Raw genomic sequence first — 16,899 nt, 5'->3', positions numbered from 1 at the left:
CGGACCGGCACGATCGGCGCCGGTCCGTCGCCACGCAGGCCCAGCACCCAAGCCCGGCACCCAGGCCCAGCACCCGAGCGCAGCACCCGAGCGCAACGAAGGAACATCATGCAGGCATCACCGGTCCTCACCTCGGTCATCGACGTCGACCTTCCGGAGTGGCTCCTGGTCCCCCGGACGGCCACCGCGGAGTGGCGCGCCGCGGTCGAGGACGTCTTCGACACGGTGACCCGGGTCGAACGGGAGACCCCGGCGGAGTCGCGTCTGTTCGAGGACGGCATGGTGATCGACGCCCCCCTCGCCGTCGAGACGCTCCTCCGGATGGCCGCCGACCTCGACGGCGACGACCGGCTCGTCGCGTCGCTCGCCGTGCCGAACCGGTGGCCGCTCCCGGTGATCGTCTCCGTCGGCGCCACGGACCCCGAGGCGGACGTGCTCGACCTGGCGGGCGCGACCGGGGGCCTCCCGGTCGACACGCCGCAGGTCGACGAGCTCCCGCCGGAGTCCGGCGGCGAGGGTCCCGTGGTGACCCGGTTCGACCTCGCGGAGGACGGCTCGGTCATGGCGACCGTGTGCATCGTCCGCCGTGCGGACGGCGTCGACACCCGCGTGCTGTGGCGCACGAACGACCTCGCCGTCGTCCCGGTGTTCCTGCCGACGCTCGTCGGACTCGTCGGCGCCGTGCGGAACGCGGTGCAGGACGGCGACGCGGTGCACGACGGCGATGCGGTGCAGGACGGCGACGAGGTGTCGGCATGACCCGTGTCGGTGCGCCGTTCGCGATCGTGGTCCCGCCCGGGTGGGCGCGGATCCCGGCGCGCGAGGAGGACGACCGCGACCGGGCCGCGGTGATCGACGCGATCATCGCCACCGGCATCCCGGACACCCTGCCGAGCGACAGCGTCGGACCGTGGCGGCACGAGATGCGCAAGCGGCTCACGGCGATGGTGGCGGACGCCGGCGAGAACGGTGCGACCGCGTGCTGGATCCCGACGCAGTCCGTCGACGGGTTCACCCCGCCCGCGTCCATCATCGAGTCCGAGGTCGAGGACGAGACCGAGGAGTCCCCGACCGACGTCGTCGCCCGGATCCTGCTCGACGCCGGCCAGCTCCAGGACGGCATCCGCGAGGTGGACGGCGCGATCGCGGCCCGCACCGAGACGACCATCCGCCGGGTGCGGGTGATGGACGACCTGCCGGACCTCGACGACCGCCAGGTGGTCTACACCGTGTCCGTGCCGCACCGCCCGGGGACCTGGGTGATGCTGTCGTTCTCCGCCGTGAGCGACCCCGAGGCCGATCCGCGGCTGACCGACGCGCTCGTGATGCTGTTCGATGCCATCATGACGACGTTCCGGTTCGTGGAGGTCCCCGACGCCCCACCGAGCGACCTCGAGCTGCGGGTCGGCGAGCTCCTCGACGGGGCGGACCGGTGATCGCCGCGTCCTGGTCGGCGGTCCAGCCGCTCGACCACCTCGCCGTCTCGATCGCGGCGGTGCTGTTCCTCGGCGCCGTCGCGTTCACCGTGCCGGTGTTCGTCGGGCGGCGCCGTCGTCAGGCGCCGGACGCCGTGCGGTGGGCGGACGGCAGCCGCCGCGAGGACGGTGCCGCCTGGGCCGCGGACCGCGTGCTGCGCGGGGCGAAGAGCTCGTGCACGACCGCCGGCGTCGTGTTCCCGGGCCTCGTCCGCTGCAGCGTCGGTGCGACCGTGCGGATCGACCTCGCCGCGCCGACGATCGCACCGCCGGCGCCCTGGACGACCACGCCGGACGGCCGCGTGTGGTCGACGCCGATGGCGAGCCTGCAGGCCGTCGCACTCGACGCCGCGCCCGGCGACGACTTCGCGGTCGTGGTGGCCCTCGGCAACACCGACGAGTCGACGGTCCTCGCCGACCTCCGTCGAGCGGCCGGACCGATCCAGTTCACCGGGGACGCCGAGGCGGTGCAGGCCGTCGCGCGCCGCATCGTCGACCAGCTGCACACCGACCCGTGGTCCGTGACGACGCCCGTGCTCTCGGTCGGCGTGCACGCCGGCGACCTCGGGACGACCGCGCCGGTCTCGCTCGCGGACGCGGTGGCATCGGTGCAGGAGAACAGTGCTCCGGGACTGCTCGTCCTCGCCCGCGCACCCCGCGGTGCCCACGCCACGGCGCTGTCCGCGGCGCTCGCACTCCCCGGGAACCGGTGGGCGGTGCTCGTGCTCGGTCGCGCCCGGTTCAGCCGGTGGTCGTTCGAGGTCTCCCGCGACGGCACGATGACGAGCCCGGAGTTCGGCGAGCTCCGCTGGGCGGACATCGCGCTGTCGGCACCGCGGGAGACCGCCGCGGGTGACCGGGACGACCTGGCCGACACCGGGTCGGAGCCGTCGACGCGCGTCGAGGCCCGACCGTCCCGCACCGCGAACCGCCGCACCCGGACGTCCTCCTGATGCGCGTCGTCGTGACGGTCGTCGACGACCTGCGGGACGAGTCGCTCGACGTGCTCATCGACGCGCCGGGCAGCACGCCGATGCGGTCCATCGTGGACATGCTCGGTCGCCGGTACGGGTCGTCGATCCTGCCGGACGGTGCGGCGGACGCGGACACCACGTTCCGGCAGAGCGGCCTCGTCGACGGCGCGGTGCTGCACATCGGCTCGACCCCGGCGGTCTCGCCGGAGCTCGGCATCGTCGCGCTCCGCTGCGTCGGCGGGGTGGGCGCCGGACGAGTGGAGCGCCTCCTGCCCGGCACGGTCGCGATCGGACTCGACCGCACCGGCGCGCCGGTCGTCGGGACCGCCCAGGCGGACACCGTCCTCGTCCTGGAGGCACGGGTCGGCTTCGACGCGTCGGTGACGGTCCGGAGCGTGGTCGCGGACGACCCCGAGCCGCTGCCCGACGGCCCGCCCGGTGCCGTCGAGCCCGGGATGCCAGGCCCGGCGGTGCTCTCCCCCGCGGCTGCCGCCGGCCGCGACGTGTCCGGCGCGGACGTCGTCGCCGGCAGCGGGGCGACACTCGACGACGAGCCGATCGGCGACACGTGGACGCCCTGGCCCGCCGAGGCCGTCCTGCGCGTCGGCGACACGCTCCTCACCGCCGCGCCCGTCGGTGTCGACGACACGGTGCTGCTCCGCCCGCCGGACTCCGGGCTGCTCGACTACAACCGCCCGCCGCGCCTGCTGCCCCCGATCCTCCCGACGGCCTTCAAGATCCCGCGTCGGCCGATCCCGCCGCAGCCCTCGGCGATCCCGTGGATCATGGTGTTCGTCCCGGCGATCTTCGGGATCGCGATGGCGGCGATCTTCCGGCAGCCCTTCTACCTGATGTTCGCGCTCATGTCGCCGATCATGGTGCTCGGGCAGACGATCACGTCGCGGAAGGGCGGCAAGAAGAGCCACCGGCGGCTGCTCGCCGAGCACGCCGAGCGTGTGACGCTCATCGAGGCGGCCGTCTCCGCGGCCGTGCTCGCGGAGCGCGACCGTCGTCGGGACGTCGCGGCCGACGCGGGGGCGCTCGCCGTCGCCGCGACCCGGCCGACCCGGCGCCTCTGGGAACGCCGCCCCACCGACCGGGACCACCTCGACGTCCGGATCGGCGTCGCCGACCTGCGGTCCGCCGTGACGGTGACCGACGACCGTGACCAGGACCGGCTCGACGAGGCGGTCCGGTGGACGCGGACCGTGCCGGTGACCGTCCCGCTCGGCGAGTTCGGCGTCGTCGGCGTCGCCGGACCCGGGGCGTGGCCGCGGGCGCTCGGCAAGTGGATGGTCGGGCAGCTCGCCGTCACGCAGAGCCCGCGGGAGCTGCAGTTCGTCGTGCTCACCTCGCCCGCCGCGATCGACGACTGGGCCTGGCTCAACTGGCTCCCGCACATCCGCCCCGCGAGCGGCCAGGACGCCCTGAGCCTGATCGGCGCCGACTCCGAGACGATCGGCCGCCGGCTGGCCGAGCTCACCCGGATCCTCGGCGACCGCCGGACCGAGGCCGACAAGAGCGGCATGCGGACGCCCCGGTTCTCGCCCGACATCGTCGTCGTGCTCGACGGCGCCCGCCGACTCCGCGCCATGCCCGGGGTCGTCGGACTCCTCCGCGACGGGCCGACCCACGGCATCCGCGTGGTGTGCCTCGACGAGGAGGAGTGGCAGCTCCCCGAGGAGTGCGCCGCCGCGGTGCTGTACCGCTCCGACGAGCAGCTGGTGCTCCGCCGGCAGCACATGGTCGACATCGACGAGGTGCTCACCGACCGGGTCGACCCCGAGTGGTACCCGCTCGTCGCGCGGTCGCTCTCCCCCCTCCGCGACACGAGCGGCTCGGACGGCCAGGGTGCCGTCCCGGACTCTGCGCAGCTGCTCGCCGTGCTCGGGCTCGAGGCACCGTCCGGCGACGTCATCGTGGACCGCTGGCGGACGAGCGGGGCATCGACGGAGGCGGTGGTCGGCGTCGGGATCGACGGTGCCTTCGCGCTCGACCTGGTGCGCGACGGCCCGCACGGTCTCATCGCCGGCACGACGGGGTCCGGCAAGTCCGAATTCCTGCAGACCCTGGTCGCGTCGCTGGCCGTCGCGAACCGACCGGACGCCATGACGTTCGTGCTCATCGACTACAAGGGCGGCGCGGCGTTCAGCGTCTGCTCCGACCTGCCGCACACCGTCGGGCTCGTCACCGACCTCGACCAGCACCTCGTCGAGCGCGCGCTCCGGTCCCTCCGTGCCGAGCTCACCCGCCGCGAGCACGTCCTGGCGCTCAGCGGCGCGAAGGACATCGAGGACCACGAGCGGCACCTGCGCCGCGGCGGCGTCGGCGAGCAGCTCCCCCGGCTCGTCCTGGTCATCGACGAGTTCGCCGCGATGGTCAAGGAGCTCCCGGACTTCGTCGCGGGGCTCATCGGCATCGCGCAACGGGGTCGGTCGCTCGGCGTGCACCTGATCATGGCGACGCAGCGACCGTCCGGCGTCGTCTCCCCCGAGATCCGCGCGAACACGAACCTGCGCGTCGCGCTCCGGATGACGGACACCTCGGAGAGCTCCGACGTCATCGACATCGGCGACGCGGCCCGCATCCCGAAGAGCGTGCCCGGTCGCGCCTACGCCCGCCTCGGACACGCGTCGGTCGTGCCGTTCCAGTCGGCACGCGTCGGCGGTCGGTGGAAGGACGGCGACGACGCGGCGACGGTCCGCCCGTTCGTCCGTGCGCTCGGCTGGCGGGAGTTCGCCTCGAGCGTCCCGGAACGGCCCCGGAGCGAGGACGACGGATCCGCCGCGACCGACCTGTCCGTGCTCGTCGGTGCGCTCGCCGAGGCGAACAGGACCCTCGGTCTCGGCCAGCAGTACCGGCCGTGGCTGCCGCCGCTCCCCGAGCTGCTCGTGCTCGACGACGCACAGGTCGGGAGCTCGCCGCTCGACGCCGACGACGCGCTCGCCACCGACAGCGACGGCGTCCGGCTGTCGTTCACCTGGGCCCGCGAGGACCTGCCCGACCGGCAGGAGCAGCGCCCGGCCGTCATCGACCTCGACCGGTTCGCGCACCTGTACGTCGTCGGTGCTCCGGGCTCCGGACGGTCCCAGGCGCTCCGGACGATCGCGACGTCGGCCGCCGCCGCCACGTCGAGCTCCGACCTGCACCTGTACGGGATCGACTGCGGCAACGGTGCCCTCGCCGCGATGGCGGCACTCCCGCACTGCGGGGCCGTCGTCCAGCGCACGCAGACCGACCGGGCGACGCGGCTCATCGAGCGGCTGTCGACGGAGATGCAGCGCCGGCACGACGTGATCGCCGCCGCGAACGCCGCGAACATCACCGAGCAGCGCCTCCGCGCCGAGCCGGGCGACCGTCTGCCGCACCTGCTCGTGCTCATCGACCGGTGGGAGAACTTCGCGTCGACCCTCGGCGAGGTGGACGGCGGCTCGCTCACCGACCGCGTCCAGGCGATGCTCCGCGACGGCGCCTCGGCGGGCATCCACGTGGTGATCGCGGGGGACCGGTCGCTCCTGACGAGCCGGATGAGCGTCCTGACCGACGACAAGGTGATGCTGCGGCTCACCGACCGGCTCGACTACTCCCTGGGCGGCGTCAACCACCGCTCCCTGCCGAACGAGATCCCGGCCGGTCGCGGATTCCGCTCGGACAGCGGGCTCGAGCTGCAGATCGCGACGCTGTCCCTCGACACGAGCGGGCAGGGGCAGTCCCGCGCGATGACGTCGCTCGGCGAGCGGCTGCACGCGGACGAGACCGCCGCGCTCGCCGCCGGGGGCGCACCCCGCATCCGGCCGTTCCGGATCGACGCCCTGCCGAAGGACCTGGACCTCGACGCGGCGTTCGAGCTCGACGGGGCGCCCGCTCCGCGGCCGATGTGGATGGTGCTCGGCGTCGGTGGCGACGAGGCGGAGCTCCGCGGCTTCTCGTTCGCCGAGGAGGGTCCGACGTTCATCGTGGCCGGCCCTTCGCGGAGCGGTCGGAGCGGGATGCTCGCCGTGATGGCGCGGTCGCTGCTCGCGGGCGGCACCGAGCTCGTCATCGCGGCACCCCGCCCCAGTCCGCTCCGGCAGCTCGCCGGGCTCCCGGGCGTCCGCGCGGTGTTCACCGGCGACGACCTGGTCGAGGACGAGCTCCGCGCCGTGCTCGACCCGGACGACGACGACGTGGTGTTCGTCGTCGACGACGGGGAGCTCCTCATCGACGCGACGGCCAAGCCGTGGCTGCGGAACTACGTCCGGTCGGCGGCGGACCACCGGCGTGGGCTCCTGCTCGGCGGGAACACCACCGGGCTCGCCGCGGGGTTCGGCGGGTGGCAGGTCGACGCCAAGAAGAACCGGATGGGGGCGCTCCTCAGCCCGCCGGACGCGCTCGCGGGCGACCTCATCGGCATCCGGATCGCCCGGTCGTCGATCTCGTCGCAGGTGGTGCCCGGGCGGGCGCTCGTGCACCTCGGGACGGGGCTGTCGTCGATCGTGCAGGTGCCGATCGTGCACGCGGCCACACGCGTCGGTGGCGTCACGCCGACGGGCACGGGCGTCCTGGCGGACGACTGACTACGTCGGTCCCGGGCACGCGGTGCGGAGCCCGCACCCACCGGACGGGAGGCTCGGGGTACGGCCGCCCCGCGCCTCCCGTCCGAGGGTGGGTGGTGTCGCGCGCCACGGCGCGACATGCCGCTCGGGGCAGCCGACGCGACCCTGTCTGGCCGGGGTACAGACACTGGGAGCGACCCGTGTGCGATCCCACAGATCGAGCGTTTGTCAAGTCTTTTCTCCACAGCACGACGTCAAATCAAGAACCTTCGACCACCGCTCTAAACAAGGTTCTCCACACAGGTGTGGGTTGACAAAATGCCTGATCGGGACCGGTGTAGGAGGCGAATCCGGTCGCCTCTCCACACCTGTTTCCACAGATGTCTGCACCACTTTCCGGCGTGTTCCCCGTGTCTTCCACAGAGTTGTCCACAGGACCCTTTTGTGTGGATAACTTGCACCCCATACGGTGTGCAAGCATCGCGGGGTCGGGCTCCCGTGGGGGTGGTGTCGGCGGCTGCGGGCACGATGCCGGTGGCCTGTCCGGCCGGAGACAGAGGAAGGAGCGCTCGTGACGATCGCGCATCTGGGGGCTCCCCAGGACATGGCGGGGCGCGGCGGCGGGATGGAGCGCACTCCGCCGCACGACCTCCTCGCGGAGCAGTCGACCATCGGTGGGATGCTGCTGTCCAAGGACGCCGTCGCCGACGTCATCGAGACCGCACGCGGCATCGACTTCTACATCCCGAAGCACGAGGTCATCTTCGACGCGATCCTCTCGCTGTACTCGCACGGGGAGCCGACCGACGTCATCGCCGTCACCGACGAGCTCACCAAGACCGCGCTGCTGTCCCGCGCCGGGGGAGCCGAGTACCTGCACAGCCTGACCTCGCTCGTCCCCACCGCGGCCAACGCCGGGTACTACGCCGCGATCGTCGCCGAGAAGGCCGTGCTCCGACGGCTCGTCGAGGCCGGGACCCGGATCGTGCAGATGGGCTACGCGTCCGAGGGCGAGGTCACCGACCTCGTCAACAACGCCCAGGCCGAGGTCTACAACGTCGCCGGGGGAGTCCAGACCGAGGACTACGTGCCCCTGACCGAGGCGATCGGGACCGCGATCGACGAGATCGAGGCCGCGAAGGGCCGCGACGGCTCGATGACCGGCGTGCCGACCGGGTTCGCCGGCCTCGACGCGCTCACCAACGGGTTCCACCCCGGGCAGCTCATCATCGTCGCCGCACGCCCCGCGCTCGGCAAGTCGACGCTCGCGCTCGACCTCGCCCGCGCCGCCGCGATCAAGCACAACCAGACCGCCGCGTTCTTCTCGCTCGAGATGGGGCGGAGCGAGATCGCGATGCGCCTGTTGTCCGCCGAGTCGAGCGTGCCGCTGCAGAACATGCGGAAGGGGACCGTCGACTCCCGCGACTGGACCACCATCGCGCAGACCCGAGGGCGGATCAACGACGCCCCGTTCTTCATCGACGACTCCCCGAACATGACGCTCGTCGAGATCCGGGCCAAGTGCCGGCGGCTCAAGCAGCAGCACGACCTCAAGCTAGTGGTCATCGACTACCTGCAGCTGATGACCTCAGGGAAGCGCGTCGAGAGCCGGCAGCAAGAGGTGTCGGAGTTCTCGCGGGCGCTGAAGCTCATGGCGAAGGAGCTCCAGGTGCCCGTCATCGCGCTGTCGCAGCTGAACCGTGGGCCGGAGCAGCGGGCGGACAAGAAGCCGGCGATCTCGGACCTCCGCGAGTCGGGGTCGATCGAGCAGGACGCGGACATGGTGATCCTCCTGCACCGTGAGAGCGCCTACGAGAAGGACAACCCGCGGCAGGGGGAGGCGGACTTCATCGTCGCGAAGCACCGCAACGGGCCGACGGACACGATCACTGTGGCGTTCCACGGGATGTTCTCGCGGTTCGTGGACATGCCGCAGTAGGGCTGTATGTGTCGTCCGCCAACTAAGTTGTCCAACTGCCACACAACCTGTCCTGAAATACGGAGGTGGACACCTTATTTGGCAGTCCTGTCGGTCTCCCTCAGACCTGAGTGACGACGCGGTGGCGTCGTGACCGCTCCCAACCTCGGTGCCCGCGAGGAGTCGTGCACCCCTACTCTGAATTAAGCGAGCCCGGAGCTCAGGTCGTCCCGCCGAACTGCCCGCCGTCGATGCTCGATGCTGACTCGGTCGGGGAACAGGTTGATGAGTACCAGTAGGTACGCCTCGTACCATTCATCTGCGATCTGTTCAGCGCGGTGGATGCGCTGAAGATCCTGCTCGGCGAAGCTGATCAGCTCGGGATATTCGTCTCCGTCGACCGGTTCGTAGGTGCGAGCATCCAACCAGCGACGTTCGTCTGCTTCCCAGATCAGGCCAACCCACTCGTCCTCTGCGCCGGACAGGAACTCGAAGTCGAACTGCCAGTTGTCAGCCCACGCCTTTCCGGTCGAGCATGCGGCGTAGCCGTCGGGTTGCGGCGTCTCGTCGGGGATCGGTTCATGGGGGTACCGCATGATCGTGTTTCCGTACGCCGCGTAAAACAGGACCTCACCGGTGAGCAGGGCGTCAACGACCGAGTGACGTTTACGTCGGCTCCCCAGGTCGCCGCGGAACATCCACAGCGCCCTGTCCGCCTGCTTCTGCCAGTGGTCCCATGCCTCCTCGGGCCCCGGCAGCGTTTCACCGGCTGGCTCGATCGTCCACGTGCCTCGATCCCCAAGGACCCATGTGAGAGTGGCCGGTCGGAAACGAATCGGGCTGGAACCGCAATGTTTCTGGCCCCTTCTCTTCACCGGTGACGGTCAAGCGCGGAGCGTTGAAGTGACGGCGGACCGCAGAGTGGTCTACCTGGTGCACTGGCCACTGATAGCGGATCTCGAGCACTCCCGTTGTCACGCGAACCTCCCGCGACTCCGAGCTGATCGCTGACTCATCGGGCCGTATCTGTAGACGGGCACGTCACTAATGATCGCCACTGCGGACCCATCCTGCAGAACCGCTGCACCGGATCGTGCGATCAGAATTGGACGTAGCCGTTCCAGGCCGCCTCTGCTTTTACTTCGTCATCGCCGAAGATGTCGGGGTCGACCGGGAAGTGCTCGTTCCGGAAGCGGTCCAGCTCCAGCTGCGCGCGATCTCGAAGCGTCGCTCGGTCCTGGTCAGGGTGCCCCAAAGCAAGCATGGCAGTGCGCCGCTCGACAACGGCGGCCCACAGTTGTCGTCGGCTGACCTCCGCGATCAGCTGCGAAGCAACGAGCATCGAGTTGAACTCGAGCGATCCAGCGGACCGGTCCATCAAGGTGACGAGGTCCCTGTCCTTCACCTCGGTGAACACCTTCGGCTGCTTGCGTTGCTGCTTCATCATCCAGCGGATCTGTGCACGGGCGTCCGCAATCGGATTCGGTTCCTGCTCGTCGGTCATGTCTTCATCCTCACCGTGCGGAGGCTTCGCCGCGAGGGAAGTTCCGTCGTCTCAGCGTGTGGGCGAGGTCAGCAGAGCGGCGACGGACTCGAGCGCGCCGGGGATGAGGGAGAAGTAGGCCCAGGTGCCGCGCTTTTCGCGGTGCAGGATGCCGGCGTCGACGAGCACCTTGAGGTGGTGCGACACGGTCGGCTGGGACAGGCCGAGCGGTTCCTGCAGGTCACAGACGCACGCTTCCGCGCCCTCGTGCGCGGCGACCATCGAGATCAACCGCAAACGGGCGGGATCTGCGATCGCCTTCAACGACTTCGCCAGGACCTCCGCGGACTCCTGCGTCATCGCTTCGGTCGTGACGGGCGAGCAGCACGCGGGGACGTCCTGGATGGGGAGCAGCTCGATCGTCGTCATCACACCATCATCCCACGGACTTCGACACACGTCTATATTTGCCTTTATCGATATCGACATGCTTCGATGTCCTTGCTTGTCTCCCGCTGATCTGTGAAGGACCGACCACGATGACTCACCTTGTTGCCGTTGGCGGCAGCGACGCTGGCATCGCCGCGGCGCTGCGCGCCCGTGAGCTGGACCCGTCGACCGATGTGACCGTGGTCCTTGCGGACGAGTTTCCGAACTTCTCGATCTGCGGCATCCCTTACTGGGTCTCGGGCGACGTCGTCACGGAAGCGTCCCTCGCGCACCGCACCCGCGCCGATCTCGAAGCCGCCGGCATGACCGTCCGCTCCTCCACATGGGCCTCTGCGGTCGACGTGGACCGTCGCCGCCTCACGGTCACCGGACATGGCGGTGAGGAAGAGCTGCCGTACGACGAGCTGCTGATCGGGACTGGCGCTGAGCCGGTCCGCCCGGCCGGGATCCCGTTTGGTGAGCCCGGGATTCACCTGCTGCACTCGATGACCGACGCCGAGCAGGTCGTCGCTGCCCTGGAGCTGCTGCCTACCGGCAGCCGCGTCGCGGTCGTTGGCGCCGGCTACATCGGCCTCGAAATGACCGAGGGACTCGTCGCCCGCGGGTTCGACACGACGCTGATCCAGCGCGGCCCGGAAGTGCTCTCCACCCTCGATCCGGAACTCGGGTCCCTGGTCACCGCGGAGGTCCGCCGACACGGCGCAACCGTGCTGACCGGGGGGGCCGTCACCGGCATAACCCCAACCAGAGGCGGGCAGTGGCGGGTGACGACGGCGACAGCCGCTGGGGATGAAGAGGGCACGTTCGCGCTCGTGGTGGTCTGCGTCGGCGTGCGGCCGATGACGGACCTCGCGACCGCAGCGGGTGCGCAGCTCGGGCAGGCCGGCGCGATCGTCGTCGACGAGCAGATGCGCACCGGGGTGCCGCACGTGTGGGCTGCGGGCGACTGCGTCGTGACGCATCACCGGCTGCTCGGGACGACGTGGCTGCCGCTCGGGACGACGGCGCACAAGCAGGGCCGTGTCGCCGGGGAGAACATGCTCGGCGGGTCCCGGACCTTCGCCGGTTCGGTGGGGACGCAGGTGGTGAAGGTGTTCGACCTCATCGCCGCCCGCACGGGCCTCCGCCACCACGAGACCGCTGCGCTCGACGTGTCGCCGCTGACCCGGGTGACGGTGGCGGATGACCACAAGCGGTACTACCCGGGTGCGGTGCCGCTGACGATCAGTGTCACCGCCGACCAGCCGTCCGGCAAGCTCCTCGGCGCGCAGATTGTGGGGCAGCGCACGGCGGAGATCAGTAAGCGCATCGACACGTACGCCGCCGCCCTCCACGCTGGCTTCACCGTCGACGACATCATCGACCTGGACCTCAGCTACACGCCGCCGCTCGGGTCCCCGTGGGATGCCGTGCAGGTCGCCGCGCAGGGCTGGGAGCGCGCCGCCGCGGCGGCGAACCAGGCCGGGGTGAGCGGCTGATGGTGCTGGCGGTCGTCGCTGCCGCGATCTTCGTCGCGACGCTCGTGGTGGTGATCTGGCAGCCCAAGGGCTTCCCGATCGGCTACACCGCGCTTATCGGCGCGGTCATCGCCCTCGCGACCACGGTCGTTGGGCTCGGGGACGTGCCGACGGTGGTCGGGATCGTGTGGAACGCGACGCTAACGTTCGTCGCCGTGGTGCTGATCTCGTTGATCCTCGACGAGGCCGGATTCTTCGAGTGGGCCGCGCTCCACGTGGCGAGGTGGGGTCGCGGGAACGGGCGGCTGCTGTTCGTGCTGATCGTCGGTCTCGGCGCGGTCATCGCGGCCGTGTTCGCCAACGACGGGGCTGCGCTGATCCTCACCCCGATCGTTGTCGGGATGCTCCGCGCCTTGAACATGCCGGCGAAGGCGGCGCTGGGGTTCATCCTCGCCACCGGGTTCATCGCCGACACCGGCAGCCTGCCGCTGGTGGTGTCGAACCTGGTCAACATCGTCTCAGCCGACTACTTCGGCCTCGGGTTCGCCGAGTACGCCGCCGTCATGGTGCCCGTCGGCATCGTGTCCGTGCTGGCGTCCCTCGGGATGCTGCTGGCGTACTTCGGCAGGTCGATCCCGAAGCGGTACGACGTCCTCGCGCTGACTCGGCCCGCCGGCGCGGTGAAGGACCGGGCGACGTTCCGCGCCGGGTGGGTGGTCCTCGCCGTGTTGCTGGTCGGCTACTTCGCCGCCGACCCGCTCGGGGTTCCTCTCGCCGCGGTTGCTGGTGTCGGCGCGGTCGTGATCGTTCTCGTTGCCGCCCGGCAGCCCGCGTTCCTCTTCGCCCGCCAGGCTGCGTCCCCGGTTCTCGTCACGACCGGCGGCACCGCCACCGTCACCGCCGACAGCGGTGGAACCGGTGGCGGGTCGGGGCGGGTGATTCCGGTGTGGAAGACGATCCGGGAGGCGCCGTGGCAGATCGTGCTGTTTTCGATCGGTATGTACCTCGTCGTGTACGGGCTGCAGAACCAGGGCCTCACCGACTACCTCGCCCGCCTGTTCGACGTGTTCGGGGACCACGGGGTCCTCGTCACCGCGCTCGGGGTCGGGTTCGTGATCGCGATCCTGGCGTCGCTGATGAACAACATGCCGACGGTGCTGATTGCCGCCCTCGCGATCGGCGGTGCCGGCGCGACCGGGCTGACGCACGAGGTGATGGTCTACGCCAACGTCATCGGTTCCGACCTCGGCCCGAAGATCACTCCGATCGGGTCGCTGGCGACGCTGCTGTGGTTGCACGTGCTCGACCGGAAGGGCATCCACATCGGCTGGGGGCAGTACTTCCGCACCGGCATCGTGCTGACCGTCCCCGTCCTCGCCGTCACCCTGGCAGCCCTCGCCGGCTGGCTCACCCTCATCCGATGACCACGCCCACGCCTACCGAAAGCACCGCCATGACCGCGACCCCCACGATCCTGTTCGTCTGCGTCCACAACGCTGGCCGCTCGCAGATGGCCGCCGGCTACGCCCAGGCCCTCGGCGGCGACCGCGTGCAGGTTCTCTCCGCAGGCAGTGCACCGAAGGACCAGATCAACCCGATCGCGATCGAGGCGATGGCGGAGGACGGCATCGACATCGCCGGGAACCAGCCGAAGGTCCTCACCACCGACGCCGTCCGCGAGTCCGACGCGGTGATCACGATGGGCTGCGGCGATGCGTGCCCGATCTTCCCCGGCAAGCGGTACGAGGACTGGGACCTCACCGACCCCGCCGGGAAGGGCATCGACGACGTCCGCCCCATCCGCGACGAGATCAAGACCCGCGTGCAGGCGCTCCTGGCCGAGCTGCTGCCCACCGAAGCATCCGCCTGACCGCCGGAAGGACCACCCCATGACGCTCACCCTCACCGTCCCACCGCGGACCGACGCCAACCGCCTGACCGGGCTGCCCGTCGCCGTCATCGGCGCCGGCCCCGTCGGGCTCGCAGCCGCCGCGCACCTCCTCGAGCGAGGCCTGCCCGTCGTCGTCTACGAAGCCGGCGACCAGGTCGGCACGAGCGTTCGTGCGTGGGGGCACACCAGGCTGTTCTCCCCGTGGCGGTACGTCATCGACGACGCCGCCCGCCGCATCCTCGAACCCACCGGCTGGACTGAGCCCCGCCGGTCGTCGCTGCCGACCGGGCACGACCTCGTCGCCCAGTACCTCGAACCGCTCGCTCAGACGCCCGAGCTGGCACCGGTGATCCGGTACGGCGTGCGTGTCGACGCGGTGTCCCGGCAGGGCATGGATCGCACCCGCTCCGCCGGCCGCGCCGACACCCCGTTCCTCCTCCGCCTCCACACCGCGGATGGTGTCGAGGACGTCACCGCCCGTGCCGTCGTAGACACGTCCGGCACGTACACGTCCTCGAACCCGCTCACAGCCGCCGGCCTCGCCCCCACAGCGGACCTCGGCGACCGCATCGTGCACGCCCTCCCCGACGTGCTCGGCGAGGACCGTGACCGATTCGCCGGGAAGCGGGTCCTCGTCGTCGGGGCCGGGCACTCGGCCGCGAACACGCTCATCAAGCTCGCCGCCCTCGTCAAGGACGAACCCGGCACGACGCTGCTGTGGGCGATCCGGAACGCCGGCACCGCCCGCCTCGGCGCGGACGCCGCCGACGGGCTCGCCGCCCGCGGGCAGCTCGGCTCCACCGTGCATGGCCTCGTCGAGTCCGGGCTCATCGAGCAGCTTGCGTCGTTCGAGATCGACGACGTCCGTCCCGACGGTGACCAGGTCACCGTCACCGGCCGCCGCGCCGGGGAGCCGTTCACCGTCACGGTCGACGTTGTGGTGAACGCGACCGGGTTCCGGCCCGACCTCGACATGCTCCGCGAGATCCGGCTCGGACTGGACGACATCGTCGAAGCACCCCGCGCGCTGGCGCCGCTGATCGACCCGAACCTGCACTCCTGCGGCTCCGTGCCTCCGCACGGCGTTGCCGAGCTGGCGCACCCGGAACCGAACTTCTTCATCGCCGGCATGAAGTCCTACGGCCGCGCCCCCACCTTCCTGCTCCTCACCGGCTACGAGCAGGTCCGCTCCATCGCCGCGGAACTTGCCGGCGACCACCAGGCCGCCCGCGACGTGCAGCTCGTGCTCCCCGAGACCGGCGTCTGCACCACCGACGTCGGCGGGTCATCCTCCTGCAGCGTCCCCGCGACCACGACCGAGGCGTCGGAGGGGTCGTCGTGCTGCGCCGCCCCCGCGCCGGCCGCCGCGCCCGCCAGCAGCTCCTGCTGCACGAACTGAACCGGACCCCGCATGACCGACAAACCCACCGTGCTGTTCATCTGCAAGCACAACGCCGGCCGCTCCCAACTCGGCGCCGCCCTCCTCGAAATCGCTGCCGACGACCGCTACACCGCCACCTCCGCAGGAATCGCTCCCGCCGACGAGGTGAATCCGTCGATCGCCGCAACCGTCGCGGAACTCGGCGTCGACATCAGCGATCGCACCCCGCGGAAGGTCACGCCCGAGCTGCTGGATCAGGCCGACGTTGTTGTGCTGATGAAGCCCGGCCTGATCCTGCCCGCGACGCCTCGCGGCACGGTGTTGCAGTGGTCGTTCCCGGACCCGGACTCCTGGTCCCCCGACGACGTCCGCCCCATGCGCGACGCCGTCGTCGCCCGCATCCAGGACGAGCTACTGCACCCGTGACGGACAGCACCACGGTCACCGTTCGGCCGATGACCGCCGGCGACTGGCCAGCCGTCGAGGCGATCTACCGGGACGGCATCGCCACCGGAAACGCGACGTTCGAGGCGGAACCGCCGACATGGGAGGCATTCGATGCGGGGAAGCTACCCGACCACCGGGTCGTCGCCCTAGGCGGCGACGAGGTCCTCGGCTGGGTGGCGGTCTCCCCGACCTCCGCCAGGCCGGTGTACCTGGGCGTCGTCGAGCACTCCGTGTACGTCGCCGCCGCGGCTCGTGGTCGCGGTGTTGGACACCTGCTCCTTGACGCCCTGATCGCGTCGACCGAGGCTGCCGGCATCTGGACCATCCAGTCCGGGATCTTCCCCGAGAACACCGCCTCCCGAGCCCTCCACGCCCAACACGGGTTCCGCGAACTCGGCACCCGAGAACGCATCGGCCTCATGACGTTCGGGCCGTCGACCGGGCGGTGGCGCGACAACGTCCTCGTCGAGCGCCGAAGCCCGCACGCCAGCTCCTGAGCAGGGGCGGCACGCTTCGATCCGCATGCTTGCAGGTATGTTCCAGAACCCGCTATGCTGTGGCACGCGTCATTAGTGCGCGCAAAAAGCCAGTCCATCGGACTGGCTTTCGTCATGTCCGGCCCGAACCGTAGGCTGGAACCGCTCGATACGACTCTGCCCTCAGCGCAGCACCCGAGCACCACGAACAGGCCGGTCCCGTCAGGGCCGGCCTTTTCCATGCCCTCACGCGCGGAGCGCACACCAGACCGCTCGCTCCGGGCATAGGGCCTCTGCGCGTCCACCGGGCGCACGCGCCGACCTGGCGCTCTAGATGTACTGAGCCATCAGGTTGGTGACACTCGGGCTGCGGGAGTGAGTCCGTGGCTTGAGTGGATCCGGTCAGTGTTGT

At 70.7% G+C, this 16,899-nt stretch carries 14 protein-coding genes; 11 read left to right on the top strand and 3 right to left on the bottom strand.

The features are described from left to right. Nucleotides 1–108 precede the first annotated feature (108 nt). The 5 genes from ACO0E0_RS03195 to dnaB all read left to right on the top strand — a co-directional run bounded on the left by ACO0E0_RS03195 (nt 109) and on the right by dnaB (nt 8,923). Nucleotides 109–759, top strand: coding sequence for a hypothetical protein (locus ACO0E0_RS03195; protein ID WP_422869964.1), 651 nt, complete (start codon nt 109–111; stop codon nt 757–759). Next, the gene (locus tag ACO0E0_RS03190; protein WP_422869963.1) at nt 756–1,436 is read left to right on the top strand and encodes a hypothetical protein; all 681 of its coding nucleotides are present in this window, start codon (nt 756–758) and stop codon (nt 1,434–1,436) included. Before ACO0E0_RS03195 ends, ACO0E0_RS03190 begins: the two co-directional genes overlap by 4 nt. Further along, nucleotides 1,433–2,428: a hypothetical protein gene (locus ACO0E0_RS03185; RefSeq protein ID WP_422869962.1), complete on the top strand. Its 996-nt coding sequence runs from the start codon at nt 1,433–1,435 to the stop codon at nt 2,426–2,428. Before ACO0E0_RS03190 ends, ACO0E0_RS03185 begins: the two co-directional genes overlap by 4 nt. Further along, entirely contained in the window at nt 2,428–7,005 is a 4,578-nt protein-coding gene (locus tag ACO0E0_RS03180) for an FtsK/SpoIIIE domain-containing protein (RefSeq protein WP_422869961.1), read from the top strand. The genes ACO0E0_RS03185 and ACO0E0_RS03180 overlap by 1 nt, the downstream gene beginning before the upstream one ends. A 550-nt stretch (nt 7,006–7,555) precedes the next feature. After that, nucleotides 7,556–8,923, top strand: coding sequence for a replicative DNA helicase (dnaB, locus tag ACO0E0_RS03175; protein WP_422869960.1), 1,368 nt, complete (start codon nt 7,556–7,558; stop codon nt 8,921–8,923). Between the two features lie 182 nt (nt 8,924–9,105). Here the strand turns inward: dnaB and ACO0E0_RS03170 are convergent, their stop codons facing one another. From ACO0E0_RS03170 to ACO0E0_RS03160, 3 genes are all read right to left on the bottom strand, one after another. After that, nucleotides 9,106–9,600, bottom strand: a complete 495-nt coding sequence (locus ACO0E0_RS03170; protein ID WP_422869959.1) for a hypothetical protein — start codon at nt 9,598–9,600, stop codon at nt 9,106–9,108. A gap of 401 nt (nt 9,601–10,001) precedes the next feature. Then, nucleotides 10,002–10,406: a hypothetical protein gene (locus ACO0E0_RS03165; RefSeq protein WP_422869958.1), complete on the bottom strand. Its 405-nt coding sequence runs from the start codon at nt 10,404–10,406 to the stop codon at nt 10,002–10,004. A 51-nt stretch (nt 10,407–10,457) separates the two neighbouring features. After that, complete coding sequence (locus tag ACO0E0_RS03160) at nt 10,458–10,814, bottom strand: ArsR/SmtB family transcription factor (protein WP_422869957.1); 357 nt, start codon at nt 10,812–10,814, stop codon at nt 10,458–10,460. A gap of 110 nt (nt 10,815–10,924) precedes the next feature. Between ACO0E0_RS03160 and ACO0E0_RS03155 the strand changes: the two genes are divergently transcribed. From ACO0E0_RS03155 to ACO0E0_RS03130, 6 genes are read left to right on the top strand one after another with little or no spacing between them, the layout of a single operon-like run. Beyond that, the gene (locus ACO0E0_RS03155) at nt 10,925–12,313 is read left to right on the top strand and encodes an FAD-dependent oxidoreductase (RefSeq protein WP_422869956.1); all 1,389 of its coding nucleotides are present in this window, start codon (nt 10,925–10,927) and stop codon (nt 12,311–12,313) included. Then, nucleotides 12,313–13,716 carry an arsenic transporter gene (locus ACO0E0_RS03150; protein ID WP_422869955.1) on the top strand — a complete coding sequence of 468 codons (1,404 nt, stop codon included), beginning with the start codon at nt 12,313–12,315 and terminating at the stop codon, nt 13,714–13,716. Before ACO0E0_RS03155 ends, ACO0E0_RS03150 begins: the two co-directional genes overlap by 1 nt. Nucleotides 13,717–13,745: 29 nt before the next feature. Next, nucleotides 13,746–14,162: an arsenate reductase ArsC gene (locus ACO0E0_RS03145; protein ID WP_422869954.1), complete on the top strand. Its 417-nt coding sequence runs from the start codon at nt 13,746–13,748 to the stop codon at nt 14,160–14,162. A 19-nt stretch (nt 14,163–14,181) separates the two neighbouring features. Further along, complete coding sequence (locus ACO0E0_RS03140) at nt 14,182–15,582, top strand: FAD-dependent oxidoreductase (protein ID WP_422869953.1); 1,401 nt, start codon at nt 14,182–14,184, stop codon at nt 15,580–15,582. Between the two features lie 12 nt (nt 15,583–15,594). After that, entirely contained in the window at nt 15,595–15,990 is a 396-nt protein-coding gene (locus ACO0E0_RS03135) for an arsenate-mycothiol transferase ArsC (RefSeq protein WP_422869952.1), read from the top strand. 29 nt (nt 15,991–16,019) lie between these two features. After that, a complete protein-coding gene (locus ACO0E0_RS03130) occupies nt 16,020–16,508 on the top strand; it encodes a GNAT family N-acetyltransferase (RefSeq protein WP_422870440.1) in 489 nt (162 codons plus the stop codon). Nucleotides 16,509–16,899 lie beyond the last annotated feature (391 nt).

The sequence above is a fragment of the Curtobacterium phyllosphaerae genome (assembly GCF_049341865.1).
Lineage (GTDB): Bacteria > Actinomycetota > Actinomycetes > Actinomycetales > Microbacteriaceae > Curtobacterium > Curtobacterium phyllosphaerae.
This window is presented reverse-complemented; position numbering and strand designations above follow the sequence as displayed.